This window comes from Parapedobacter indicus (assembly GCF_900113765.1).
Lineage (GTDB): Bacteria > Bacteroidota > Bacteroidia > Sphingobacteriales > Sphingobacteriaceae > Parapedobacter > Parapedobacter indicus.
On sequence record NZ_FOQO01000004.1, the window covers coordinates 185591 to 212267 of the forward strand.

The window sequence follows — 26677 nt, forward strand, 5'->3', positions numbered from 1 at the left end:
AAAAATGAGACCAATTTATCCCTTTCTTATGATGATCAGCTGCAGCCTGTTCTTTATCGGCTGCAGTGTAGAAAAAAAAGCCGTTCAAATCGAGCTCAACGCAGCCCCATGGATATTTCCACAAGACGCCCCACCGGCCAGCATACTATCGCCGCAGTCTGCCCAAGGCACCTTCAACGCACCGCCAGACAGCAGCAGTTTCACGATCAGGCTAGTAGCCACGCTTGGCCGGTATCTGAACAGCGAGCGCCTGTTGTATATTCCCGGCGTTTTGGAAGTTTCCGCGTTCCAGCACGACCCTTCCGACCGCACCATCCAAAACTATCCCGCTTATCCGATGCCGGATGGTTCGGTCTCCGTATTCCAAGCGGCGCTGCGGCTGCACCCGCTTCCGAACAGCACCGAAAAAGAGGTGCGGGATATGGTTATCGGCATTCCATTGGGAATTTTGACCGAATCCACGGGCCAGCATGAAATCGTCCTCCATTTCTCGGGTGTACGGTGGTCGCTGTATGTAGACGGCGAACTGCTCGACAATGATTTCCCGTTGGGCTATCCCCAATGGCCCGCCAAGCACAGCTGGGAGATTGACCCCAACCTGGTTTCCAAAGCCGAACTCTTCTTCCCCGCCCTGGAGCCTGAAAAAACGGTATTGAAAACTCCCCGAATCGCGAAGGATATCCAATACTGGACCCCTGCCGGCCACAACACCTGGGTGGGCGACGTGGCCACCTTCTACCATGAGGGGCGGTATCACGTGTTCTACCTGTTTGACAGACGGGGCCACGCCAGCAAATTCGGCCGCGGTGGGCATTATTTTGAACACCTTTCGACGACCGACTTCAAAACATGGACCGAGCACGAGGCCGCCACCCCCATCGAAAGCCAATGGGAAACGCTCGGCACGGGCACGCCATTCATCAGCGATGGCAAACTTTGCATCAGCTATGGGCTGCACACCACCCGTATCTTTCCCAAAGAAGCAACCACCCTGCCGCTGCTATTGGATTATTACAACCAACACGGTGCTACAGGCTCGTTCGGGTACGATACCCTATCGGGATATCCCGCCGGATCCACCTACTCCATCAGCGCCGACGGCATCAGCCAGTTCAAAAAGACACACACGTTATTCCACCATTGCGAAAACCCCAGCGTCTATACCGATCCCGAAGGCCGCCTGCGCATGCTGGCGAACTACGGCGCAAAGGGAACCTGGGAATCAAAATCGATCGAAGGCGATTGGAAATCCATTAATCCCGGATTTCCTCCGGGCGGTGACTGCACCTTTTTCTTCCGTTGGGGGAATTACGACTACGTGATCGGCGGCTTTACCGGCCTTTGGTCGAAGCCCGCCAGCGCGCCGGAAGACGGCTACACGGATGTCGTCAAACAAGGGCTTGATTTCTATAATGGAATGTGTGTACCCGCGGTTACGGAAATCAACGACGGCCGGTTCCTGATGGCCGGCTGGATTCCGATGGCCAACTGGGGCGGCACATTAAACATCCATGAAATGCTCCAGTTTCCGGATGGACGGATCGGCACCAAATGGATGGAAGAGCTCGTGCCGGTCACGGAAAGGCAACGCACCCTTGCCGATGAAATCGAGGAAAACTCCACGTTTGAGGTCAATGATCCCTCCTTCCTGCTGACGTTTGATGTGAAGCCTGGTGAGGACCTATCCGGCAAACTGGGCGTCCTGTTCTTAGGCGAAGATGCCGCCGAGCACGCCTGCGAATTCCAATTGAGTCCGCACGGAAAAAGGGCGCAATACGGCCAAGGATCCCTTCAGCAGTTCTCCGGACAGGAGAAAACCCTGCGCGAAGGCGGCTTTCCGAACCACGCCCGCCATTACGGCATCGAAAACCTCTTCGATACGGACGGGCCATTCTCCGTCCGTATGTTCGTCAAATACGACACCAAGTATGGTGGATCTCAGATCGATGCGGAAATCGCCGGCAAACGTACCATGATTACATTTTGCCCGGGACTGAAAGTCGAAAAGTTGGTATTCAGATCGGAGGATACCGGCATTCGAAACGTGAAACTGGCTGCATATGAACATTAGGCATTTTCAACGCCCTGTCACCAGCTCCAGCTCTCCGGAAACCAAGCTGATGTGGCAACAGTCAAACGTGACCACATAGTCGGCCTTGACGACTTCGCGGTTACCGATATATCCTTGAAAGCGAACCTTGGTATGCTTAAATTTCGGAATGTGCTCGCCGTCGATATCACTAGTCACCGGATAGCTACCAAGGCTTTTGAAAATACTCCATTGGTCATTCGTATAGGTCTTTGTCAAATCCTTGCCGTCCGATATGCGGGTCACTTTCGTCCGGTCGAGCGCTACGGGTTTACCCGATGGGTCGACAAGCTTTACGGAGATCCACCGTAGGTCATACGTGCAATCTACTTTATCGCACCCGTGTTCTTCACCCGTCAACTCCACTTTACTACACGATAACGTGAAAGCAACCAGTAGCAAGCCTATCAGATTTATCTTTTTCATTGTTGGTCAGTTTACAGATAAGACGAGACGCCCGCCGATTTCGCTACTGTGATATATGGGTTTGCTTTTTACCCACTTGCCAAATATTTTTTTGTTAGCGTTGAGTATTTTCTTCTTTTTTTTCGTCTTATCAATACATAACTTGGCGATCACCGCGATTATTCGCCGCCACACGCCAAAGAAGGAATTATGAAAAAACTGACGGAGCAATCATCCCGGTACACAGACCTCGAACAGCAATCGGTTGGAACCTTGCTGCAGCAGATCAATCAGGAAGACAAACGGGTCGCCTTGGCGGTTCAGCAAGCCCTGCCGCAGATCGAAGCATTTGTTGAAGCACTAGTGCCGCGCATGGAGAACGGCGGCCGATTGGTCTATATCGGGGCGGGCACAAGCGGCCGGTTAGGCGTATTGGACGCCTCGGAATGCCCCCCTACCTTTGGCGTGCCGGCGCACCGGGTGATGGGTATCCTCGCCGGAGGCGATGAGGCCATCCGGAAGCCGGTGGAGTTTGCAGAAGACAACGTGGAACAGACTTGGACAGATTTGAACGCGATTGCTATCAGCGAACGGGATACCCTGCTCGCCATTGCGGCATCGGGTAACACGCCGTATACGCTTGGCGCATTGCAGCAAGCAAACCGACATGGCCTGCTCACCGGTTGCCTCGTCTGCAATGCTGAGACTCCCATGGCCGCGGAAGCAACCTACCCGATCGCCGTATTGACCGGACCGGAGTTGATCACCGGCTCAACCCGCATGAAGGCCGGTACGGCCCAAAAAATGGTGTTAAACATGATCAGCACCACCGTCATGATCCGTTTGGGCAGGGTCAAAGGAAACAAAATGGTGGATATGCAGCTGTCCAATCACAAACTAAAGCAGCGCGGTATCGCGATCTTGATGGAAGAAACGGGATTGGATAGCCAGGCTGCCGGGAACTTAATTGACCGCTACGGCAATGTACGCCGGGCGTTGGAAGCGATATAGACGTACGAATGGCGCAGGATCACACAAGTATCCAGACACTTTTTGCCCGCATACAGCGTGGCGAAAAACAGGCGTTCGATCAGCTGTACCTCCTGCATTTTGACAACTTGAAACAGTTTGCGCAACACTACGTTAAGCGCGAGGAAGCGGCCGACGAGTTGGTATCGGAGCTGTTCGTCCAGGTTTGGCTGCGCAAGGCGTCGCTTCACGAAATCAACCACCCCATCCGCTACCTATATCAGTCGGTGAAGAACGGCTGCCTTTCCTATCTGAAAAAGGAAAACAGGCATGCACGGGTTTCCCTGGACGAAGTGGAGCCCGCAAATCTACAGCTAGCCGTAACTGCCAGTCCCGAGCAATTACTGGAATATAAAGAGTTGTTAACGCTTTTGGAGGAAGCGGTCGACTTGATGCCCGACCAGCGCCGGACGGTTTTCCGGATGGTCAAAGAAGACCGGCTAAAATGCCGGGAAGTGGCCGAACTATTGGGACTCTCCGTGCGTACGGTCGAAAACCAGGTGTATCGGGCCGTCAGGCAACTTAACAACGTGGTGGAACGTTATTTCGATGCCGGCAATGCCGATCAGGGGCGCGCCAATCGATTTTTTTTCTTAGTTATCTGAGGAGGCCATATGGATAAAGAAGTTTTTTTACAGTTACTTTCCCGAAAACTTTCGGGCTCGCTGCCACCGGAAGAGGAGCGTAAGCTGGGGGAAATCCTGGATACCCATACAGACTATAAACGGCAGGCGGAAGTTTTGGAACTGTATTTCCAGACCAAGCGGCGGCCGACCATGGCCCATCGCATCAAGTTAGCGGGGCTATGGGAAGCCATCGAGGCGGAGGAATCCGAGGCATCCCAAAAGGTCGTCCATGAGTCGGCTGATCAGGAAGCATCACCGGACCGCATCAGCAAACGCGGTAGCTGGCTACGACTGGCCGCCATGATTTTGTTTTGCCTCGGCATGGGAATCACCCTATACTGGTACTTCCAGACACCTGCCGAACCGGCATTCGCAGAAATCAAAACCGAGGCAGACAGACAGTTCATCACGTTGGCAGATGGTACATTCATCGTACTAGACCCTTCCTCTACCCTCCGGTATAACGCCGATTTCGGTAAACACGACCGCGCTATCAAATTAGACGGAGAAGCGTATTTCGAGGTAGCCAAAAACAACGCGCTTCCCCTGGTTGTCCATGCCGGTCAGCTGCAGGTACGGGTAGTGGGCACCACGTTTCAGGTCCGTGCCTATGAAGATGCGCCTTCGGCAACGGTTGCATTGCTTGAAGGCGTCGTCGAAGTATCCGGCATACCCGATCGCACAAAAGGACAGACTTCCGCTGTTCGACTCTACCCCATGCAGCAACTGGAAGTCAGACAGAACCAAACCCAAGCGGCACTGACCTCCTTTTCCAAAGATTCACTCTTAAACGAACTGGGTTGGTGGCCCACCGCAGATTCCCTTACTTTCCATGTAGAAACGTTGGGAGCTGTGCTTCGCCGTATCAGTAAAAAATTCAAGGTACAGTTCATTGTGCGTCCTAAAAAACTAAACGATGTCCGGTTCACGGGTGCATTTAGTGACGACACGTCCTTGGAAAATGTATTGAAGGTGTTGCAGGCGGCTTATCCATTCACGTACCGCTTTGAAACGGAAAATCGGATTGTAATCGAATAGACATTGAAAAAGCATACGTCTTTGCTTGTCCTTTTGCTGCTGCTAAGCGGATATCGGCTTGCCGCCCAAAGCGGAACGATTCGGATCAACCATGAACAGCGTTCGCTCGTTGACGTGCTGGAAATCATTGCCCGGCAATCCAGGTACCATGTGGTTTACAGCAACGATGTGGTCACCGATAGCATGGCCGTATCCGTTGCCGCCGGCGAATATGCCATTGATGAGCTGCTTCAAAACGTCCTGCCCGGGCATGACCTGTTTTACCGCGAGCTATCCGACAAAACATTAGTAGTGAGCAGCCTGAAGCTGCATGGCATACAGCAGCCGGCCGAGGCTAAAGGCATACGGATCCGGGGCCATGTACGCGATAGTGCCGACCACCCGCTCGCCTTTGCATCGGTCGGATTGTATGCGGCCGACCGCTTTCTCACCGGAAGTACCACGGATCGGCAAGGTCATTTCAGTCTTCGGCATGCATTCGATGCCGGACAATCCTATACGGTGAAGGTAACCTCCATCGGTTTCCAATCCGTGGCGTTCGCCTTTGTGTATCCCGACACGGCGCAACTCGCGGCGATTACCCTGAAGCGGGACAACCGTCTACTGGCAGAAGTGCAGGTCCAAGCCAAGCGGCCTCCCATTGAACGACGGGCAGATCGATTCATTGTGAATGTGGAAGGCAGTGTGTTGGAAATCGGGAGCAATGGCTTGGAAATCCTGCAGAAATCACCCGGATTATGGGTAGACCCCAATGGCAATATCAGCCTGCGGGGGCAATCGGTGATGGTTATGATCAATGACGTGGTGCAGCGTATGTCATCCGCCGATCTGGCAGAATACCTACGTACCTTGCGGTCGGAAGATATCGCCAAGATCGAAATTCTGCCCAACCCGCCCGCAGAATTCGAAGCCGAAGGTTCCGGTGGCATCGTGCACATCGTATTGAAGCGGGGGCGCGATGAAGGATTCACCAGCACGCTGAACACGCAGTATCGCCAGCAAGTGGACCGGCCTGCGTACAACATGGGAGCTACCTTCAACTATAAAATCAGGAGTTTATACGTATTCGGAACGGGCGGTTATGGCAAAGATCGAAGTTCCTATATCGCAACCAACGATATCCGGTATCCCGACCAGCATGCCTATAACAGCTTTACCAACCGTGAAAACAACAATACACAGGCAATGTTACGTCTGGGTGCTATTTATGAATTCAGGGCAAATCAGTCCATCGGTCTGCAGACCAACCTGAATCGGGGCAAACTGCTCCAGCAGTTTGATACGGACATCGCTTTGATCGATCCACAGCGTGTAACGGAAGGATCCGCCACATCCGATTGGACGCGGACGCCCGGATTGAACAGTGCCACACTGAACTACAGCTGGAAAATCGATAGCCTCGGATCCGGATTGAAAGTACTTGCCGATTACCTGGACAGTGAAAACCCCAACACCAATGAATTCCACTCCCGTTACACCTATCCCGAACGGGATGCCGTGTTCCGCAATGCAACACCCAGTACCACGCGCCTGTATAGCGTGCAAACCGATTACAACCAATGGCTGGACGCCATACAGCTCAAAGCCGGACTAAAATTCACGAATACCGATCGGGACAATGAAGTCATACACGAACAATTCGAATCCGGCCAATGGCTACTTGACCCCGGGCGAAGCAACCGTTTCCGGTATCAGGAGCAGCTATTGATGGGCTATGCCTCACTCGAACGCCAATTTAAGCGTTTCAGCGCACAGGTTGGACTCCGGGCCGAGCAGACCATCATGGATGGTAATTCCGTAAGCGCAGACATCCGCTTCCGGCGATCCTATGTCAACCTGTTTCCATCGGTATTCCTTTTGCACCGACTGGACAGTGCAGGCAAAAAGTCGCTCGTGCTCAACTATACCCGCAGGTTGAGCAGACCTTCATTCGCCACCCTTAACCCCTACCGATTGCAGTTTTACGATTTCCTAGCCCAAATCGGCAACCCCGACCTGCTACCCGAGTATACCGACCGCGTGGAAGCGGGAATAACCCTGGCGGGCGGACTATCGTGGGATGTCTATTACGCAACCACCAGCAACACGATGGCCCAGTATGCGGAAACCGTCGATAAGATGATTGAATACCAGATCCGGAATTTCGGCAGCAGCCACCGCATTGGCACCAGCGTGTATCTCCCCGTGAACGTACGTCCCTGGTGGTCGACGACCAACAACCTGAATTTATACTACCTGCGCTACCAAATAGCCGAAGCCGATTACCGTAATACTTCCTTCAACATCAGTACATATCAGGTGTTCACGATCAAAAATATCGGCGATGCCGACGTGTTTGCCTTCTACCGATCGCCTTACCTCACCGCCAATTCGGATATGGCGGATTACTGTAGCGTAGACATCGGCTTCTCCAAACGCTTATGGAACAATCAAGCCCGGCTGCGGCTGAATGTGACGGATGTTTTCAACACAGCACGTGAACGGGAAGTCACCCAAGACCCCGGCGCCACCGTGTATTTTTACCAGAAACGACCTACCCGAACGGTAGGGCTTTCTTTCAGCTATACCTTTACATCCGGTAAAACGTTCAGCAACCGAAAGATTGAGCAGAGTGCGGAGGAAGAACAGAAACGGATCGGGAATTAAGACCGTCTGACCTCGGAACACCGATTCAAAACCCCGGCAATGAAAACGGCCTGTACCCGGTCGGGTCAAAGCTATATTCGTCGTCCTGGATACCCGTCACCTCGACGTCAAACAGGCTGCTGGTGAATTTATGCATCAGGTACGTGACCCCGCCAAGCTGAATGTAACCAATGTTCAAAAAGCCCACCATGGCAAATTCGTCAGGAGGAAGCATGACATCGGCAGATGGTACCAGCCAAATATTCATATCGGTCCCTTCTGCATCTTTTCCTGTATACTCTTCCGAATAAAGCCCGGTTTGGAGGAAGCGGGCACGATTTCCGGTTTTCTTGAAATGCTGGTTGAAATGTGCCAGGTTATCAACATCTTCGGGCGATGGTCCGTAGGTCATGCCGATATCCATCCGGATTTCCCATTTATTACCCTCGGGATCCACCATGTATTGGACCATCACCCGATCTCTCATAAACGCATCGACCTGCACAATCCCTTCTGCATCTTCGAGCAGTTTGATGAAGGACTCGTTGGGTATAAACGCTTCCCGGCCTTTTATATTCAGAAAAGAATATCCTTCTACTGTTTTCCCCTGCATTTTATCTACTGCCGTGTAGTCAATGCGCTTGGTGTGGTTAGGAAACGTAAGACAAGCATGCTGTAAGAGGTAATTTCTAAAATCAAACCCTTCACCGGATGGCGCTTCGCCTGATCCGCCGTATTTCGTGTGAATCGCTTCACGTGTCTGTTCCTCTTCGATCATCGGCACACAATCGGTGATGACGAGTATCGCCTCGGACTTAGCGGCCGTAAAGAATGCATTTTTATTTAACAATTTATCAATCTCAGCTCGTGTAAGTTCCACCGCGTAAAACGTACACCCCTGTTCGGCTTGGCAAGTTGCGACCGTTTCGGTCATCACCATTTCGCTTTCTTTCGATTTGCAGCTGAACGATAAAGCTACACAAACCAGTAGGACTGTTTCCAGCCTTGGCATTATTTTAATGATTTTCATAGTCGTTTAAATTTATCTCGTAATAATTGTTAGAAATTGCAGTTAAGCGATGCCGAACACGCTGTACGCCCGACAGCGTTTTTCCCGCTACTTCAACACGGCCTAAGGGCAAGTCTGGCATGAAATTCACAGGGAGTTTGGCGTCGGCGATTCGTCTGTTGAAATGGATGAGCGGGCGCATATCCACCGTAGTGTCGGCCAGCCAAACGGTGCTACGGTCTTGCGTTTTCAGGTAGTCAACGTGATAGGCTGCGGCTTGCAAGTTAGGCCATCCGTAATTATTTTCGCCAAAAACTTGCTTTTCTCCGGTTGGTTGCAGCCAATCTCCGAGCGCTTCTTCGGGCACGGGAAAATCAAGTGTATCGCGCAGTATGGTTTGGTTGCCTGTTTCATCGCGGTATGCCGTGATGTACTCACCCGTGGGAAGTGCCAGCACCCACTCGGCCATTTCGTCTGTACCTCCATATGATTCCGCAGTAAACAGCCACGCACCGGTACTATCGTCATGGTAAGCTGTCATTTCCCCGGCTCGGCCGTATTCGCCTTCCGGGATCCATGTGTTTTCATATTCCCAGTGCCATGAATGGTAAAACGTATATCGCCCCTCGGCGGGCGGGACAACGGTGTCTGTGGAAACGACCGTGGTTACCGACGAGGCAAGCGCGGCAGTCTGCTGCTGCGCTTCGGGAAAACTGCATGCAAAGGCAAGCAGCCCCAGGCCTGCTACTAAACCGACTTGAACCATTCTTGATAATATTTTCCTACTACAGGTACTGCCTTTTCCTGTCCGTTGAGTGCCGCGATTAATCCCATCACCCAGCAAACGAACAGGAAAATCACACCCACAATGCAGACGACCCAGCCAAGGATGGGGATGATGTTAATCATGCCTAGGGCCAGCCCGGTGAGCATGATGCCGAGGCTCTGCCGGATGTGGTAGGCGGCAAATGGTTGTTTCTTTTCGTTGTTCATCACGAACGCGGCAATAAGCCCGATAAGCGTAATGTACGCAATGATGGCGATGGACTTATCGGGTTGCTGCTCAACGGCATCAGATTGTTGACTATTGTTCTCCATGGTTTCTTTTTTGGTATTTTCCCTAGTTGCAAGCGTCCAGTAGCTTTCGTGCCAATTCGATCGCCGCGGCCTTATTTTCGTCGTTGGTATTTTTGGTATCGACCTGCAGGTCGAACTTCACCCCGTTTTCCAGCACAACCAACTCCTGGGTCTCCACATTCCAGACGGCCGCATCACCCAGTCCCTCCACCTTTCGGTAGCCCTCGGCCACTTTCCTGAAGGCATCACGCAGTGTGCCCGTAGCTTGTTTGGCGACTTCCTTGTCCACGCCCTGCTTCTCCAGGTTGCCCAGCGCTTCCTGCGCATCCGGGTCGGTAACCTTGCCGTCGTGCAGGTCTTCCAACACCTCGTCGACCGTGGCATCCTCTTCCGCCGTCACCGCACGATAGGAGTCGTTGAACTGCGCCAACGACATCGCTTTGATGCTGCCCAACTGCACATTATCCTTGAACGGCATCGTGTAGCCGGCCCGCTCCCGTACACGTTGGTTGTCGAATGTGTAATTGACGCTATGATATTCGGGCTTCATGATCTTCGTGTATTTCACTTCCATCTTGCTTTCGTCAAATCCGGTTAGCGTCAACACGATATCCTTGGTGAGTAACTGGTCGTATTTTTCTTGGTAAGCAAGCAGGCAGGTATTGCCTCCGGACGCATTTGGGTCTATCTCACGGCGTTTCTCGGCTGCCGCGATGGCATCCGTGACATCGATGCCGCCGATTTTGCCGCCGTTATTCTTGTTGTTACCTTCGCTGCAAGCACAGACTGCCAAAAAGCCAATGGCGACCATCGGAATCAGGAATGTGTTTTTGTTCATGGTTATCTGTAATTAATTTTTCTTGGGTTTCACTGGTTGTAAATCATCCGATGTGCCCTTCGGCTTAATCGGTAACAGGTCATCGTCTTGTCCCTTGGCTTTCACCGGTAATAAATCATCTCCTTGACTCTTGGGCGTTACCGGCAAGAGTTCGTCTCCGCGGTTTCCTTTGGACTTAACCGGGAGCAGGTCATCTCCCTCCCCCTTAGGCTTCACGGGCAATAATTCGTCGGCCGGGTTACCCTTTGATCGGACCGGGAGCAGATCATCTTCTTCGCTTTCACGGAGTGGATCCCCGGCTTCATCATCGGCTGCGACCACACAGTCAAACGAAACCGGCACGGTCACTTGGCACGGTGCCTGTTCAGGAACAGACACGGTAATCTCAAAAGCGCCCTCAATTCGTTCCTCATTGACGATAATGGCATCGTACACCAGCTTCATCGGACTCGCCAACCCGCCACCGAAATCCATGACGCCCCGGAACCGGTTGGGAGCCACGGTTACCCAGCGCATGTAGGCATTATTTAGTAAAAATTGAGGTTTGAAGGGCTTGGGGAATCGGATTGTACCCGCCTTATGTAAACCCTGTATCCTCCCTAAGTAGCTTCCGATATCGGCCACACAGGGCGAGGCCACCGGCGTTCCCGTTCTCCCCTTCCACGCACCGTCTTTGGGCTGTACCTGCGGATCGAACAGGTAGATCATCGTATAGCCATCGCCACCGTATAAGCGATCAAGTTCGCCACGTGTCAGGTCGCGTTCAATGTAAGTCTTCCACCCATCTCCCACTTTAGCATGCACAAGCAGATCGTCGCCACCGATGGACGAATAAACCTTATCGGTACCCAAAACCACGTCCATTTCCTCGCCCGTGACATCCAGCAACCGGAACGTACATCCTTCACCGGATACACAGGTTGCTTGCAATATCTGGTCTTTTCCACGTGAGTCAGCCATCGTCAGAAATCCAATGACCAGCATAATTAAAACGGTCTTCATCTTATTGGTTGTTGAAAATCAGTTGCGCAAAAGCGATTGCTTTTCGTTTGTTTATTCCCGGATCATCCCCAAAGTTGGTTGTTACGGTAAAGGCTACACCATCTGCATACACATGAAGCACCTGTGTAGGCATTTCCCACACGGCGCCATCACCGACACCTTCGAGCGGCTGCAGCGATAAGCTTTTCGCCGTTTCGGCCAGATAGGTGGCCTGCGCAATTGCCACGTCTGCATCTACCGACTCGTCGTCTACCAGTGCATCGATGTCTGCCTTGATCCCTGCAGACGTACCGTACCGCTGGTTGAACGTTTCCATATTCATGGCTCCGACGTTGGCCAAGCCGACCGAATGGTGCTTAGGCACGCTGACCGCCTCGCCCGTAAGCGTGGTAAATGATATGGTGCCCGGTGCCTCCCAGTGAAAAGCTATTTTTTTTCGCACGGCGTTGTTGTCATAGTCCTCCACATGCTGGGCAATGCGTTCCGCGGGGATGCCGGCCAGCTCGGCGACATCGCCCACGGCAACCAGCTGCTCGAGCTGATCGGCGGCAGCAATCAGTGTAGCACCATCAAATGAGTCGGGCACTCCTGCTTTATCCGAACCGCCGGAGCAAGCGGCCACCATGCATCCGCAAATCAAGGCAGTGATTTGCCACCGCCTTGGGTTGAAATTCGTATTCATAGGTACTTGACTTACTGCTGAATGAATTCTACGCGTCTGTTTTGTGCTTTACCGGCGATTGTCTCATTCGACTCCACGGGTTCTGCCTCGCCCTTGCCATCGGTGGTCAATCGTGCGCCATCCAATCCGAATTCGCCTACCAGCGCATTCTTCACGGATGCCGCTCGACGGATGGACAGCGCCAGATTGGCTTCATCCGCACCATCACTATCCGTATGGCCAACAATGTGGAAGTTGCCGGGCATTTCGCCGATGCCGTTGGCGATTTCATTCAATGTAGTCCAGGATTCCGGCTTGATGCGTGCCGAATTCACGTCGAAATAAATCGTGCGCGAAATGAACTTTTTCTCCGTCGTGATGTCGTTGTTCACGGTTTTGGCCGTTACCGCACCGCCGCCGCCCACGCGGATGTTCGTGATGTACGTGCCGTCGCCCCACATGTTGTTCGCAAAAACCAACCCGTATGGGCCGGGTTTAGGAAGTCCGTTGGGCAAGTCGATATACTTGGTTTCGTTGACATACAAGGCAATCGATTGGCCATTCCGGGCGATGGAGACGCGGTTCACTTCACCATTCAGCCATCCATCGCGGTAGGTACTGTCGTGCAACGTCATTTCTTCTTGCGTAAGATTTCCATTATACTCCGTCTTGGCGACGAGATTCAACGATCCACCGCCCCCCGATGGATGGATATCGAGGAAAATTTGCGGGTATCCATTAAACCACTGGTCGTATTCCGATCGATCAGCTAGTTTTTGGACAATCACGACCTTGAGCCCGCTCATCATCTCACTCATTTCTTCCGGGTCGGCATACATGTCAAATTCCATCGTGAAATTATCAGGGAAATCGTTGAACGCATTCGGAAAGCTCAAGCCTTCTTTTGGTGTACGCAGCCAACGGCTTTCACTTCCTGGAATGGCGGTAATGGCAGGCTCCCCCTTATTACCGGTAACCGTCCATTGTGTTGGACCACTGCCCAATGAAGAATTGGAGAAATCCTCAAAAAAAAGCGTCTGCTCGCCCGGCACAAAGTCGAAATCGCGGTAAGTGCTGAAATCGGTATCATCGCCATCCGATCCGGTACTTCCACCGGAGGTCTGTTTCCCCGACGACTTTTTCGTACCCGAGGCATTTCCATCACCGTTTTTTTTCTTTTTCTTCTTGAAGATCGATCCATCAAAAATCTTATCCAACGTATTGTCGACCTGCTCATCGATCTTATCTTCGGTTTTTCGTATCGTTGTTTCTTTCGTGCGGTTTACGACACGCTCACCGACGGATTCCTGCCCGAAAACCACGTGGGTTATCACTAAGACAGGCAATACAAGTAATTTTCCTTTCATGGTAAATACAATTATTTTTCCATTAGTATATTCCCCTGGAAAAAGTAAACATGTCAAATAAAAAAAATTAAAACTTTTGTTTACTTTGCCGCCGATCAACTACTAATGGAAAAAGACAGCGTTCTTCTTGACGGATTGAAAAGCAGCTCGGATCGGGCGATTATCCGCATATATGACGCGTATAAGACCGACTTCATTCGGTTCGCAGCAAGATACTCGCTAGCATCTGAAGAGTTACTGGATATTTACCAGGATGCGGTGATTGTGCTTTGGGAACACGCACAGCAAGGCCGGCTGGACGCCCTGAAAAGCAGCGTCAAAACCTATCTGTTTGGTGTAGGTAAATACATGATATTAACTAGATTAAAAAAAACAGCGAAGCAGCAAGTCCTCACCGACGATATCGCAGAAATACCCGACCAACTGTACGATGAGAACCTTCATGAAGAACGTGTCGCATCGCTCCGTGAAGGTTTCCAGCAGTTAGGCGACCAATGCCGTACCATTTTGCGGCTATTTTATTACGAAGGCAAAAAATTGGACGAAATCCAAGCACGATTGGGTTATACCAACAAGGATGTTTTGAAAAGCCAGAAATCACGCTGTCTCAAACAGCTGAAGGAGTTAACAAAAGGAAAATGATATGCGGCACGAAGCGCTGATAACGGGATATTTCGAAGGTACGCTCACGGCCGAGCAGCAACGGACGTTTGAGCAACTGATAGGGGCTGATGCGGATTTTGCACGGGAAGTCGAGTTCCAGCGGGAGGTACGGCAGGCCATCGCGTTAAGCGAACGGGCGCGGCTAAAGCAGCTGCTTCGTAACCGTGAACAAAAGCAGCACAACGCCTCCCCCCGTTTACGCTGGTGGATCGGCGCGGCGGCTGCGGTTTTATTGGTAGTTGGCGGCGGCACTTGGCTATGGCTCCGCACGTCATCGGCTCCAGCCCTCTATGCCGAATATTACCAAGCTTACCCCAATACCGTCATGCCAACGGTAAGGGGAGAAACTTCGGAATCCACCGCGCAAGCCGCGTTCCAGGCTTATGACCAGGCGGACTATGCCAACGCGGAGAAGTTATTCGGAAAGCTGTATCGGGATACACAGGAACCGTATTCGCTGCTTTACCGAGGGGTATCCTTCCTTGAACTAGGTCGCTTCGCCGATGCCGATTCGGTACTTGCGCAATACCCGACCGATGCCCCCCTTTACGCCTATGCATGCTGGTACCGGGCGCTCGCCTTGTTGCGGTTAGACGAACGTAAGCAAGCTCGTGGGTTATTAGAAGAATTGGCAAAGGGCCGCACACCCCACGGCCAGACCGCCCACGAACTATTGTCGCGGTTGTAGCCGTCTCCCGTATACAAACCCAAGGGACACAAGGATCGCCAGCACTACTCCGATGCCCATCCAAGCCATGCCCTGTCGGGGAGGCACGACCAATGGCGAATCATCGCCATTGACCACAAAGCCCGCCCAAAAAAATGGGTGCCGCTTCATCGGATTGTTTTCGATAAAGGCACGCTTCGCCTGGGCCATTGCCGATGATTTAGACAACCCCTGTGCGATCCCTTCGTAAAACGAGGTCATAATTTCGGCCGTTTCCTTATCTGGAGCCTGCCATAAGCTTACCACTGTGCTGGCCACGCCGGCATAGGTAAATGCGCGGGATAAGCTCATCACGCCCTCTCCTTTTACTAATTTGCCATTGCCCGTGTTGCAGGCGCTGAGCACCGCCATGCGAGCAGGGATATGAAGGGCATGTAATTCGGAAAAATACAGTTTTTCCGCGCCGTCGAACACCAGACACGACTGACTGAAATCATCCTCGTAAAAAAAAGAATGCATGGCAAAGTGCAGAACATCATAATCAGCCCGGCGATCGAGAAACGCACGCTTGGTCGCGTCGCCAGCGATAAAACGGTCGCTCTCGAAAATTGCCGCGACTCGCCCGGCTTCCTCACGTGCGTGCCGCAGGTCATTGACCTGATAACTCGGTGAAAAAATACCCATCCGCACCGCATCGAGCACAGGAAACGAAGCCTGGCGATGCAACAACCAAACCGGAAGCGAATACGCATAACTTATTACTTGGATTTCACCGAGAAATTTTCCCTGGCGGGCATCATACAAACTCTCAAAAGGAATGTAATTCAGAAAATTATCCGGAATTAACGTGGTGACGTTATCCGCGTGGTCTCCAAGCAGCAACTGCCGCAGTGAATCCGACAAGTGCTCGTATCCTGCAGCCAGTCCGCGGAGCGCCGTAGCATAGCGGAAAACCGATGACTTGAGCGAATCCGCATCGGCAATACGGAATACCGCCGCACCGTCCGCCGTGATCCGCGTCCGGTACACGTATTCGCTGGCTACATAAAATTTCATCATCGACTCCTTCGGTTCCAGTGTTGCTAACACATTGCGTACGTCAAAGACGTTAGCTACGTCCTGGCCTTGGGATTCCTTCTTCACCCGCAGTTTCTTTTCAAACTCCCTAATCAAATGTTGCGAAGCATTTTGCTCGATCAGGCTGAGGTAATCGACGGCCTCATCCGGTTCATCCACGCTCAGGGTAAGCAGCCCCTCCATGATTTCCAGGTGCAGGTCGTCAACCAAGTCGGTATATTCGCCCTTTAGGTAATACCGATTAAACATCCCAGCAGATGCCCGGTATAAATTCGCCGCCTTGCGGAAGGTTTCTTTACTGCCATCACGGAGGTAACTACCATACATAATCCGTGAGCTTTCGGTAAACACGCGGATAAATGTATAAGACGAAAGGTCACCCAGATCAGCTGCTTTTAGCTCCGAAATCGGAATTGTCCGATCCGCTTGGTTCTGAACAATCTCTCCAATCGACGCCTCTACAAGCTGCTGCGCTTCCTTCCACCTACCCATTCCACTGATAATCATCGCTTTGATAGTTTGCACTGCATATTTACTAGCGGAAAACGAATCGAATACCATGCTTCGTTCCGCTCGGGTCGCATAGGTCAATGCCTGTTCGTACTGTTCCATCCGATGATATACCGATGCGAGCTTCGCATAGCAAACCAACCGGTAGAACGGGCTGTCATACCGATCGGCGATGGGTAGCGCTTGTTGTGCAAACCGCACGGTAAGCGAATCGTCATCTTGCTCATAAGCATTATCAAACAGGATCTTGTAGGCCGCCAAAACGATTCCTAAATCGTCGATTTCCTGGTGCATTGTATCCACATAGGCGTACGCCATTTCCAAGTGCCCCTGTGCCGCCAGCACGCGTACGTTGCCGAGCAGGTGCATGCTCCGTGGTTTGCGGTAAAATGGATCTTTCGACGGCGGCCGCCCCCTTTGGTGATAATGTCTGTAAAATCGGCTATTCATCCGCTTCCGTATCGTGTCGGCAGCTTTCAAATCACCGTATCCGATCAGTTCGAACGTCAGATTCTGGTAGCCCGAAATGAGGTTATCCACTCCGTCGCCATCCAGTTCTATGGATTCCCATATCTCGACGGCCTTACGAAAATAATCCAATGAATAATAAGGAACATAGATGCTCCCATAGGAAAAGGCGAGGTCGTTATACAACAATCCCAGGAGCTGATCGGGATCGCCGGCGCTATCCCGGTACAGCTTCAGTGCCTTTTCATACAGCAACACAGCACTCGAATCATCGCCCCGGTCGCTAAAAGCCAATCCGGCTTGGTGAAGGGAATCCGCTTGGATCTTCCAGCCTTTCAGCTTGCGTTCGGGGCTGATATCACTTGCCTGCAATAGCCAACCTGTGAGCACCGTGACGATTATCTCGATTTTCAAGCCTTTTCCCTCCAAGTAATTAACAACCTGAAAGGGGCTCTCCGTTCAATGGTATAGGAGGCAAAGGAAAACATGGCAGCTAGCTTTTTTACGTCGGTCAATTTACAAAAAGTTCAGCAAGGATTCCGAACTTCAGAATAAATCAAGCGGATCCATCGCCAGAAACGTCTCCCAAGGAATCCCCGATGCTCCGCTCCGATCAACAACACTTTATCCGGCTTCACAGCTTTGCGGAATGCAGGCATGCTAACACCGGCCTGCGTTTTTCCGCTCTTCACTTCCAGTCCCACCACCTTGCCCCGCCGTTCCAATACAAAGTCGACTTCATGCCCCCCTTCCCACCAATAGTGAATGTGATATCCTCCGGTGTAAGCGCTATTGATTAAATGCACGCCAACGGCAGATTCCACCATATGCCCCCATTCATCTGGTTTTTGGGGGATTTCTGAAAACTGCTCATCCCGCTGCGCGCTGATCAACGCCGTATTGTGTACCTGCAATTTCGGACTGGATGAGCGTTTACGGATTAATTTGGGGTCATACTTTTCCAAACCGCCGAGTAAACCTGCCGTGTTCAGCAAATCCAGGTAATGCGCTAAGGTCGTCGTGTTACCGGCATCTACGAGCTGGCCTAACATCTCGGAAGAGGCCATTATCAGAGTGCCGAGGAAGAACAGAAACGGATCGGGATTGATTTTCCTCTCGAACTTCGAGACAGTTGAGGAACAAGCCGACCGGCAGGACTATCCGCTGCGGCTTAGCGAGCAGATGAATGAGTGTAAGGTTGATTAATCAACCACGAAACATATTGCGGTAACATTGTTACGGCATAATAGGGCAGGTTAAGCAAAAAATAGGGCTTTTTATTAGGAGTTACCGCGTTTTCTAACCTGAACTCACCTCCATAAATGCGTATGGCAAAGGGATGGTCCGCTGCTTCCACAAATTGATGCAATGACCGCAAACTACCGGTAGCTCCCGACTTAATTTCAATCGGTACAACCCATTTTTGGTAGGTATAAACCAAATCCACTTCTGCATTTGACTGTGTCTTCTCTCTGACCCAGAACATGGGCTTATTATCCGTTTGCTGCTGCAAAGAAATTAACTCTTGGGTAACCAGATGGGGGATTATTGCGCCCCGATATGCAGTATTGAGATCTGGCATCGCTAGCATTTCCGCCTGTATGCCCAGTGTATAATTGATAATTCCGGTATCCAGTAGCTGTAACCGGGGCGATTTCCTCAGGTCGGCCTGTAGCGGTGGTACCATATCTGTCGTGGGATAGAGAAGGCGGACAATCCGGGCGGCATCAAGCGTACGAAAGGCCTCCCCAACTTCCCTCGATCGATAGTTGGAATTGCCGAAACCTTGGAACTTAACCCGTTCATCCACATACAAAGGTGCCGTATCCATTAAGTGTTTGATGACTTTACGCTCAGCGTCGCTGTTCGTGTATTTTTCAATATCATTCTTATAGGTACCCCAAATGCTCTCATAGACAGCTACCAGATCAGAAAGCTGGCGGTTGGCCCCATCAATTTTGACCACTTCGGGCATACCACCGATAATGGCGTATCGATGAAAACCCGATATCAGTGGCAGATGGGCTGCTGGTCTTACCGGTGCTTCTCGTAACGCTTCGAGTAAGATTGAGTTTCCAGTCGCATCCAAATACTCCTGAAAATTCAGTGGATGTAAATATAAAAACTCCACCCTTCCAACCGGGAAGCTTTTTACACGATGCATGGCAAATTCGAGCAGCGAACCAGCGCTTATCACATGAAGTTGGGGAAGATCTTCATAAAAATAACGCAATAATTGTATCGCCCTAGGGCTTTCTTGTATTTCATCGATGAAAAGCAACGTCTTCTCTATTCCAGATGACGGGATACTGTGCACCAACAACAAAGACTCCACGATGGTCTGTACGTCATCAAAATCATCAAAAAAGCGACGATCCGTCGGCTTTTCCAAATTCAAATTAATTACATATTGATAAGTTTTAGCAAAATCCCTGACCAGTGTTGTTTTACCCACCTGTCTAGCTCCCCGTATAATGAGCGGCTTTCTATTGTCGCTGGACTTCCAGCGCGAAAGTTGATCTAATATGCTTCTCCTAAATGCCATCCACTTTAAATTGTAACAAAACAAGGGCAAATATCCATATTTATTGTAACAAAACAAGGTCAAATTTTATAAAATATTGTAACAAAACAAGGGCAATTAGCAACATGCGTTATCCGCTTAGATAATGATCGCGTCCATGCGTGCACCGAGTTCTATTAAGTACCCGCTGATATCATCGACAAATGCTTCCGGCCCACATACATAGAACCGTTGATCAAAATCACCGATGACCTTTACCAGGAAATCGCAGTCTATTCTTTTTTCGCCGAAACCGATTACGCCTTCCTTACTGAAAAAATTGGCGTAATTTTTACCCAGCATCTGGGTCAGCTCTTCGTGCAGAATCACATCGTTGTGGTAGTGATTGGAATAGAACAATCCGATGTTTCGCATATTGCCGCTGTAGAATAAAGCCCGGAAGATCGCTATGAACGGAGTAATACCGGTACCGCCTGCGATAAAAATACCGGGGCCTTTATAATCAATGGTTCCAAATACGTCTTTCATCCGTATCGAAGTTCCTGCATTCAGCTTGCCCAATTGTTGAGTGACGCCATTATGGTCGTCATAGATTTTTATAATAAACTCAAGGTAGTCCCACGAATTAAGCGAAGTAAAACTAAAATTGCGCCATTCGTCCTCCCAGCCCGGCGCATTAACCGCTAAACGCGTGGAGTGTCCGGGTATGTACGAAAAATTGGCAGGCTTTTCCAACACAAAACGTTTTACGTTATGCGTCACGTAACTGGTATCTAAAATCTTTACGTCGTAAATGTCGGTAACGATGTTGGTAGTCATTCTATTTATTCGCTTAGCTTAACTTTTTTAGTTCCGCAAACTACGACTAAATTTGGAAAACAGAACGATAAAGTGGCGGAAATCCGGCAAAAAAGGCCATATTTACAAGTCGATGGAACGATATACGTTTTTCAAACAATTCCATGATATCCCGTTAACGGATTATCACCTGTTGACCGATCGCTTTCAGACGCGGTCGTTTAAAAAAGGGGATTTCATCACCGTACCCGGACAGATCCAACGGGAACTTTACTTTGTAAAAAGCGGCGTGCAGATGGCGTACTTTGAAACGGGTGACAAACTGTACACGCTGTCCTTCACCTACTTCCCGTTTCTATGCGCAATTGCCGAATCATTTTCGTTCCAGGTACCTTCGAAATATCATTTAGTCTGTCTGACGGACAGCGAACTGGACTACATTACCTACGCCGATCTGCAAAAATTAGTAGATCGTTCCCAACAACTCGAACGGCTTTTCAGGCGCATGACCGAGGCCATGTTTGCCGGCATGATCGATCTGCATATCGAACTACGCGCGATGACGATCGAAGAGCGATACAAAAAGTTTTGCCGGAAAAGTCCACACCTGCTGCAACTCGTGCCGCATAAATACATTGCCTCCTACCTGGGTATCGACCCAACGAACTTCAGTAAGCTGTTTAACAACGTAACCTTCTGATCTTGGTGTACACCAAGATTTGTTTACCCGGTAGTTTGGACCTTTGTGACCATGAAAACACAAAGAAATTACGCCGATATCAATGGATTGCAGTTGTATTACGAAATACAGGGCGAAGGAAAGCCGCTGCTCTTTCTACCCGGAGCACTTTCGGGAATCGATACCGCATTCGGAAAATTAATCCCCCTACTCGCAACGGACCGACAGATCATTGCCGTTGAGTTTCAGGGATACGGACACACCGCAGACCTCCCCGAGCGCCCGCTCTCCTATGAGGCGTTTACGGACGACATAATTGAATTATTGCATGTGCTGAATATCTCCCAAACCGACATTTTTGGGTATAGCACGGGTGCTGGTGTGGCGCTGCAGGTTGCCATCTGCCGACCAGACCTTGTCCGCAAACTCATACTGGCCTCGTGCAGCTACCAAACCAGCGGGCGACATCCCGATCTCCAAACCTTGTTCAGCCCCGAATTTATGGAACAAGCCCTGAAAGGCTCGCCGTATGAGGCGGAATACTTACGCACGGCTCCAAACCCCGAAAATTGGTCAAAACAACTCGCTAAAGTACGGGCCTTTGAAGGGCAAGTGCAGGATTGGCCAGCCGATGAAATCCAGCAGATCAAAGCACCCGCCCTGGTTATCGCCGGCGACGCCGACATCATCCAACCGGAACACACCGTTGCGCTGTATCGATTACTCGGCGGCGGGAGTTTAGGGGAACTGTCCATGCCTGCTTCCCAACTGGCCATCCTGCCGGGCACCATGCATACGGCGTTGACCCAACAAACCGATTTATTGATGGCTATGATCCCCAGATTCCTGGAAAGCACCGACGAGGCGCCGTAACCAGCGATGATCAACGCCGGCTTTCAAGTCGTTTCTCTACCACGGCTTCCCGTTTGCGCCAGGCGCGCAGTTGGGGCTCCTCGTATACCGGCAGCCCCTCGTCATTCAGGAGGCCGAGCGACTTGGCTAGCTTACGGCTCAGCGCGGCCGAATCTCGATCTTTGTCGTCAAAGGCCTGCTGGTTCGATGCGATGGCCTTCTCTGCCGTGGCAATGGCCTGCTGGATCGTCTCGAGCTCGGCTTCGTACTTCTTTTGCTTGCGCAGAATGACCATCATTCGGCTATAGGCATCTGCATTCAGGGGTTTACGTCGGACCAGGGCACGGTATATTTTCAATGCATCGGCAGATTTCCCTTCTTTTTCCAGCTGCCGTGCTTCATCCATCCGGGTCTTACGAGCTATTTTCTGTTTGGCCATGGCGGATCGGAGTGCTTTGATTTCACTATTGGAAACAAGTAAGGGGTGGTTTGGTTTTCTTGTCCCATTCACTTTGACCGGATCATTTGTCATGTACCTTGGTGGTTGAATAGTTGTACGTATATTTGGGCGGATAATGCCTTAGAACGAAGATAGTCAATGAAAAGAGCCCTAACCTTAATTTTTATAGTAATACTGACCATTGCCTTGATTTATGCGCTGGTTCATTACGTCGGTGTACAGGGTTTGCCCTTTGCAATCAGTCTTAACTTTTTGTTAATGGGTTGCGTATTTGCGTTTACTGAAACGCTGAAAAGCCAACTTTCATCGCCTTATTTTCACGAAAAGGCATGGGAACGAGGGGGGAAAGTATATGAATCTGTCGGAATAAATCTGTACCGGAAATTACTCGTCGGGATCGGTTGGGAAAAACTACACAAACAAAGCAAGCCCGTCAGGAAAAATATCGACGCGTTACGGTTCCTGCATTACAAAACGAAACAAGATGAGTTGGCACATCTGATTATTTTTATCATCGTCCTTGGATTTGGCATTTTTGTGGCATTTAAGTTTGGAGTAATCTACTCACTGTGGTTGTTTGTACTGAATATCTTACTTAATCTATATCCCATTTTACTTCAGCGGTTTAACCGACCCCGGCTCGAACGGGCCATCCAAATCAGTCGTTCACGTTATGGCGAATGGTAAACGCATGGGGTGTATCAGTAATTTTCATTCATCTAGCATGCTTCCATCCCAGCACGTCGGTATTGCTCCGGGTCAGAGACCCCTCGCCGCCGTATATGAGGTGAGTATGCACGGTTGCTGGTTTGGCAACGTCCGAAAAAAGATTTAACCCTTTAAATAGCTCACTGGTCAACGTTTGGGTCGCTTTGATCTCGTAAGCATCAAAAGCCTCAGCAGTTTTGCGGAGTAAATCCACCTCTAGGCCGTTATGATCCTGCCAGAAATAATAATGGCGATGCTGGTATCGATGTTCGTTTATCTTCAAGAAGTTAGCAACCACGAGATTTTCAAAAATGTTTCCCTTTAGCCGGTTGGTTACGATTTCAGACTTTTCGCGTATTTCAAGTAGGTAGCTGATCAATCCGGTATCATAAAAATAAAGCTTTGGGGTCTTGACCAGCCGCTTGTTGAAATTCTCATGGTAGGGATACAACAGAAAAACAATATAACTACTTTCCAAGATCGATAACCATGCTTTGGCGGTAGGCTGAGAAATATTACATTCATTGGCGATGGCATTGAGATTCAGCAATTGCCCCGCACGTGCCGCACACAACCCCAGAAACGTCCGAAAACTTTGCGTATCACGTATATTAACCAGTTCTGTAACATCTTTTTCGATATAAGTCCGGACATAGTTTTCATAAAAGTCGGCCGGGTCAATATCCCGGTGAAATACGGCAGGATAACAACCCCGGATACATGCCTCTGCATACGTATCTGGTAATATCCCCGCGCTCCCCATCTCCTCGTGGTCCAACGGTAGCAAACGGAATAGAGCGACACGCCCGGCCAAGGTTTGCGTGATATTCTTCAGTAAATGGAAGTTCTGTGAGCCCGACAAAATATATTGGCCCATTTCGCCGGATTCATCCACAGCAGTTTGTAAATAGGAAAAAAGCGCAGGCACACGCTGAACCTCATCAAGTATCGTTCGCCCCGGATACAGTTGTAGGAAACCATTAGGGTCGTCTTCCGCAAATGATCGGTTATCCGGGTCTTCCAAGGATACGTAGGTGTAATCCGGAAATAGCGATTTCAGTAAAGTGGTTTTGCCAGACTGGCGTGGGCCGGTGACCGCCAAAATGGGAAATTTACCTTCACGTTTTCTAATTTCTTCAGCCAAGCTCCGGGAGAATAATTTGGACATAGCATTATCGTTATCAAATCAAATGTACAAAAACTTTGAAATATCTGAAGCTAAACTTTGAAATATTCAGAAATAAACTTTGAAATATATGAAGGTGAACTTTGAAATTTTCAGGTCGGCAACGCCTAAACCACCAATCGGATATTGGAATGTTCGCCGATAATTTCCAACAAAATATCCATATACGTTTGCCCTTCCCCACGTTCAAGTTCTTCGAGTTTCCTCCGCGCCCATTCGGGATTGAATGTTTCCGGCTGTTCCAACTTGGCCCGGTAAAACGCGATCATCGCAGCTACCCCCAGATCTTCTTTATTTTTCTCAAAGTGAAGCTATTTCAGACATATCGGTTCATTCCCACGAATAGCACCGTAACCACCATGCAGTACATCATTGAATGCGTCCAAGCTTGGTCCCAGGGTAAAGTCCGCTCCTTTCATAAATACCCGGTTCACTTCGTCATAAAACGAAGGGATGTCGTGAATGCGACTTCCGTCAAAAATCAGCTCTTTTATATCTTCTTTGGACACGCTTGCTTTTTCCGGTAAAGATAGCCAAAAAGCACCGCTGCCCCTTCAGCCGGTATGCCAACGGTATATCGATTGGCTCGTCTGCTATTTGTTGTTATGCTTTTCAACAGCTTCAACAATATCCTCCTTGATAAACTCCCAGTATTTACCCCGTAGACATACCGGGTCAAATTCGTCGTCCGCCAACTCAAAATCCGTAAAGTTCTTTAAAATAAGTTCTCTATCATGTGTGTAGGGATAACGTTGTTGATGCAAGTCCAACATAGTTTGGATATCATGGTCAATCAATAGCTCATGCAAATCCCAAAAATCCTTTTTCCGTCCAACCCGTTGGACTACATCGATCTTCATCGCGATGATCTCTTCGATCGTAGTCAATCGAATTGCATCTACTAATAACGCAGGTTGTATGAACAAATCCGTATAAAAGACATCCAGTTTGATGGCATGTCCCTTATCAATACCGATGGTGTATGACTTTCCCATTGCCGGATTGAGGCCAGAAGAATGATCGTGAAAGGGAAATGTATTGTCTATAAATTCATCAATCTTTTTAAAATCAATACTACCATAGGGCACATCCGTGAATAAGTCAATGTCCACAGATACACGATGTCCGATCTGAAGACTCAACGCAGTAACCGAAACGGCTCGAATACAGACGAACGCATCAGCGCAATCAATGAATCTTTTAAAAGGTCAGTTACCGTATGGTAATAGAGCATGGTTAACCAGCTGATTAATTCGTTTTATGAATGGTATAAGGATGTCTGGTCTTGGACTCTTCCAACGCCAGTTTTATCTTCTCAGTGCTGTAAAAGCGAGTAATCTCCTTTTTGTCATTTTCATTTCCACGCTCAAAGACACGTTGGATAACGGCACGGTATTGTCGCTGCCAATCTATCCGGTTGATATCGGTATCCCAAAAAAGTGATTTACTGAGGATGGATAAATCCGGAGTATGTTTAGTTTCTTGTTCTTTAGCCTTTTGGATATCGTAATAGGCTTGTAAGATTACCAAAGTACCTTCCTCTAAGCCAAGTTTACGTTCGATTTTCAACGCCAATGGCGTACTAAGTCCTCTTTTCCCCTTTGTTATCGCGTTAAACGTTTGGGGATGCTCAGCTAAGGACAAGGCAAAAGGGCGTTGCTTGATAGCACGCTTCTTTAGCTCTCTACCAAGGACGATCCCTGGATGAATCCCTTTGTATTTTTCGTAATAACTAACCACGATACAAATACAAACATTTTTGTTTACATAACGTAGTATGAAAGAAGCCGCTGATACAGACGTCTTATTCCTCCACGAACAGCGCAGGGTTCCAGACCACCTCCCACAAATGGCCATCAATATCCCGGAAGTAACCTGCATAACCACCATAAAACGTCTGTTGCGGCGGTTTGACGATGGCAGCTCCGGCTTTTGCCGCTTGGTCCATCACTTGATCCACTTCCGTCTTACTGTTCACGTTATGGCCAATGGTAAATGCACCGGGCGCGCCTCCGCCCGCAGGCAGGCCGGTGTCCGCGGCTATGCTTGCCCAAGGCCATAAGGCCAGTTGCAGGCCATCCTGCAACTGAAAGAACGCTACGGCACCATTTTCGTATTCGGTACCGATAATACCCTCGGTTGTCAAGCCGAGGCCGTCTTTGTAAAAGGAAACCGACCGCTCCAGATCGGCAACGCCTAATGTGAGTACAGAAATTCTTGGTTTCATCTGTTAAAATATTCGATTCAAAACGTCAGCGTATTATGTTACTAAAATAGCAAATATAGCGTACGGTCGGTGTGGTTTGGTTTCATTTATCG

29 protein-coding genes are annotated in these 26677 nt (G+C 49.9%); 10 read left to right on the top strand and 19 right to left on the bottom strand.

All coding sequences use genetic code 11. The features are described from left to right. Positions 1-4 precede the first annotated feature (4 nt). Entirely contained in the window at positions 5-2071 is a 2067-nt protein-coding gene (locus BMZ56_RS09860; protein WP_090626422.1) for a glycoside hydrolase family protein, read from the top strand. Between the two features lie 6 nt (positions 2072-2077). Here the strand turns inward: BMZ56_RS09860 and BMZ56_RS09865 are convergent, their stop codons facing one another. Then, complete coding sequence (locus BMZ56_RS09865) at positions 2078-2515, bottom strand: hypothetical protein (protein ID WP_090626423.1); 438 nt, start codon at positions 2513-2515, stop codon at positions 2078-2080. A gap of 189 nt (positions 2516-2704) precedes the next feature. Here BMZ56_RS09865 and murQ point away from each other — a divergent pair, with 189 nt between their 5' ends. From murQ to BMZ56_RS09890, 4 genes are read left to right on the top strand one after another with little or no spacing between them, the layout of a single operon-like run. Continuing rightward, positions 2705-3505, top strand: a complete 801-nt coding sequence (gene murQ / locus BMZ56_RS09875; RefSeq protein ID WP_090626425.1) for an N-acetylmuramic acid 6-phosphate etherase — start codon at positions 2705-2707, stop codon at positions 3503-3505. An 8-nt stretch (positions 3506-3513) separates the two neighbouring features. After that, positions 3514-4128, top strand: a complete 615-nt coding sequence (locus BMZ56_RS09880) for an RNA polymerase sigma-70 factor (RefSeq protein WP_090626426.1) — start codon at positions 3514-3516, stop codon at positions 4126-4128. Positions 4129-4137: 9 nt separating this feature from the next. Beyond that, on the top strand, positions 4138-5187 hold the full coding sequence (locus BMZ56_RS09885; protein WP_090626427.1) for a FecR family protein: 1050 nt from the start codon (positions 4138-4140) through the stop codon (positions 5185-5187). A 3-nt stretch (positions 5188-5190) separates the two neighbouring features. After that, the gene (locus BMZ56_RS09890) at positions 5191-7833 is read left to right on the top strand and encodes a TonB-dependent receptor (RefSeq protein WP_090626428.1); all 2643 of its coding nucleotides are present in this window, start codon (positions 5191-5193) and stop codon (positions 7831-7833) included. A 25-nt stretch (positions 7834-7858) separates the two neighbouring features. Here BMZ56_RS09890 and BMZ56_RS09895 read toward each other — a convergent pair whose 3' ends face one another. From BMZ56_RS09895 to BMZ56_RS09925, 7 genes are read right to left on the bottom strand one after another with little or no spacing between them, the layout of a single operon-like run. Then, a complete protein-coding gene (locus BMZ56_RS09895) occupies positions 7859-8842 on the bottom strand; it encodes a hypothetical protein (protein ID WP_090626429.1) in 984 nt (327 codons plus the stop codon). After that, positions 8829-9587: a hypothetical protein gene (locus tag BMZ56_RS09900; RefSeq protein ID WP_090626430.1), complete on the bottom strand. Its 759-nt coding sequence runs from the start codon at positions 9585-9587 to the stop codon at positions 8829-8831. Before BMZ56_RS09900 ends, BMZ56_RS09895 begins: the two co-directional genes overlap by 14 nt. Then, positions 9569-9919, bottom strand: a complete 351-nt coding sequence (locus tag BMZ56_RS09905; protein WP_090626431.1) for a DUF4870 domain-containing protein — start codon at positions 9917-9919, stop codon at positions 9569-9571. The genes BMZ56_RS09900 and BMZ56_RS09905 overlap by 19 nt, the downstream gene beginning before the upstream one ends. Positions 9920-9941: 22 nt before the next feature. After that, positions 9942-10736 (bottom strand): hypothetical protein, encoded by a 795-nt coding sequence (locus BMZ56_RS09910; protein WP_090626432.1) that lies wholly within the window; start codon positions 10734-10736, stop codon positions 9942-9944. Positions 10737-10748: 12 nt separating this feature from the next. Continuing rightward, positions 10749-11738, bottom strand: coding sequence for a hypothetical protein (locus tag BMZ56_RS09915; protein ID WP_090626433.1), 990 nt, complete (start codon positions 11736-11738; stop codon positions 10749-10751). Position 11739: 1 nt separating this feature from the next. Then, positions 11740-12420 (bottom strand): hypothetical protein, encoded by a 681-nt coding sequence (locus BMZ56_RS09920; RefSeq protein ID WP_143072899.1) that lies wholly within the window; start codon positions 12418-12420, stop codon positions 11740-11742. A gap of 11 nt (positions 12421-12431) precedes the next feature. Next, a complete protein-coding gene (locus BMZ56_RS09925; protein WP_143072900.1) occupies positions 12432-13766 on the bottom strand; it encodes an OmpA family protein in 1335 nt (444 codons plus the stop codon). 105 nt (positions 13767-13871) lie between these two features. Between BMZ56_RS09925 and BMZ56_RS09930 the strand changes: the two genes are divergently transcribed. Further along, entirely contained in the window at positions 13872-14408 is a 537-nt protein-coding gene (locus tag BMZ56_RS09930) for an RNA polymerase sigma factor (RefSeq protein ID WP_090626436.1), read from the top strand. A gap of 1 nt (position 14409) precedes the next feature. Beyond that, a complete protein-coding gene (locus BMZ56_RS09935) occupies positions 14410-15117 on the top strand; it encodes a hypothetical protein (RefSeq protein WP_090626437.1) in 708 nt (235 codons plus the stop codon). On the opposite strand, the gene BMZ56_RS09940 is transcribed toward BMZ56_RS09935, so the two are convergent. From BMZ56_RS09940 to BMZ56_RS09955, 4 genes are all read right to left on the bottom strand, one after another. Then, complete coding sequence (locus tag BMZ56_RS09940) at positions 15100-17565, bottom strand: CHAT domain-containing protein (protein ID WP_177195114.1); 2466 nt, start codon at positions 17563-17565, stop codon at positions 15100-15102. The genes BMZ56_RS09935 and BMZ56_RS09940 overlap by 18 nt on opposite strands. Positions 17566-17678: 113 nt before the next feature. Beyond that, positions 17679-18203 (bottom strand): DUF4143 domain-containing protein, encoded by a 525-nt coding sequence (locus BMZ56_RS09945; RefSeq protein ID WP_218146533.1) that lies wholly within the window; start codon positions 18201-18203, stop codon positions 17679-17681. Positions 18204-18322: 119 nt separating this feature from the next. Continuing rightward, positions 18323-19696: an ATP-binding protein gene (locus BMZ56_RS09950; RefSeq protein WP_090626439.1), complete on the bottom strand. Its 1374-nt coding sequence runs from the start codon at positions 19694-19696 to the stop codon at positions 18323-18325. 117 nt (positions 19697-19813) lie between these two features. Next, positions 19814-20494, bottom strand: a complete 681-nt coding sequence (locus BMZ56_RS09955) for an FAD-binding oxidoreductase (protein ID WP_090626440.1) — start codon at positions 20492-20494, stop codon at positions 19814-19816. A gap of 112 nt (positions 20495-20606) precedes the next feature. On the opposite strand from BMZ56_RS09955, the gene BMZ56_RS09960 reads away from it, so the two are divergent. Both BMZ56_RS09960 and BMZ56_RS09965 read left to right on the top strand, forming a co-directional pair. Next, complete coding sequence (locus BMZ56_RS09960; protein ID WP_090626645.1) at positions 20607-21173, top strand: Crp/Fnr family transcriptional regulator; 567 nt, start codon at positions 20607-20609, stop codon at positions 21171-21173. A 51-nt stretch (positions 21174-21224) separates the two neighbouring features. Then, a complete protein-coding gene (locus tag BMZ56_RS09965) occupies positions 21225-22025 on the top strand; it encodes an alpha/beta fold hydrolase (protein WP_090626441.1) in 801 nt (266 codons plus the stop codon). 10 nt (positions 22026-22035) lie between these two features. Here BMZ56_RS09965 and BMZ56_RS09970 read toward each other — a convergent pair whose 3' ends face one another. Beyond that, a complete protein-coding gene (locus tag BMZ56_RS09970) occupies positions 22036-22536 on the bottom strand; it encodes a tetratricopeptide repeat protein (RefSeq protein WP_090626442.1) in 501 nt (166 codons plus the stop codon). Between the two features lie 66 nt (positions 22537-22602). On the opposite strand from BMZ56_RS09970, the gene BMZ56_RS09975 reads away from it, so the two are divergent. Further along, on the top strand, positions 22603-23151 hold the full coding sequence (locus BMZ56_RS09975) for a glycosyl-4,4'-diaponeurosporenoate acyltransferase CrtO family protein (protein WP_090626443.1): 549 nt from the start codon (positions 22603-22605) through the stop codon (positions 23149-23151). Positions 23152-23179: 28 nt separating this feature from the next. Here BMZ56_RS09975 and BMZ56_RS09980 read toward each other — a convergent pair whose 3' ends face one another. The 6 genes from BMZ56_RS09980 to BMZ56_RS10000 form a co-directional block, all read right to left on the bottom strand. Continuing rightward, positions 23180-24340 (bottom strand): ATP-binding protein, encoded by a 1161-nt coding sequence (locus tag BMZ56_RS09980; RefSeq protein WP_090626444.1) that lies wholly within the window; start codon positions 24338-24340, stop codon positions 23180-23182. A gap of 125 nt (positions 24341-24465) precedes the next feature. Beyond that, a complete protein-coding gene (locus BMZ56_RS25855) occupies positions 24466-24627 on the bottom strand; it encodes a hypothetical protein (protein WP_218146534.1) in 162 nt (53 codons plus the stop codon). Between the two features lie 42 nt (positions 24628-24669). Beyond that, positions 24670-24867: a barstar family protein gene (locus tag BMZ56_RS25860; RefSeq protein WP_218146535.1), complete on the bottom strand. Its 198-nt coding sequence runs from the start codon at positions 24865-24867 to the stop codon at positions 24670-24672. 84 nt (positions 24868-24951) lie between these two features. After that, a complete protein-coding gene (locus tag BMZ56_RS09990; protein WP_245893157.1) occupies positions 24952-25470 on the bottom strand; it encodes a nucleotidyl transferase AbiEii/AbiGii toxin family protein in 519 nt (172 codons plus the stop codon). Between the two features lie 136 nt (positions 25471-25606). Then, entirely contained in the window at positions 25607-26098 is a 492-nt protein-coding gene (locus tag BMZ56_RS09995) for a helix-turn-helix transcriptional regulator (protein WP_090626445.1), read from the bottom strand. Between the two features lie 64 nt (positions 26099-26162). Further along, positions 26163-26585 (bottom strand): VOC family protein, encoded by a 423-nt coding sequence (locus BMZ56_RS10000; RefSeq protein ID WP_090626446.1) that lies wholly within the window; start codon positions 26583-26585, stop codon positions 26163-26165. Positions 26586-26677 lie beyond the last annotated feature (92 nt).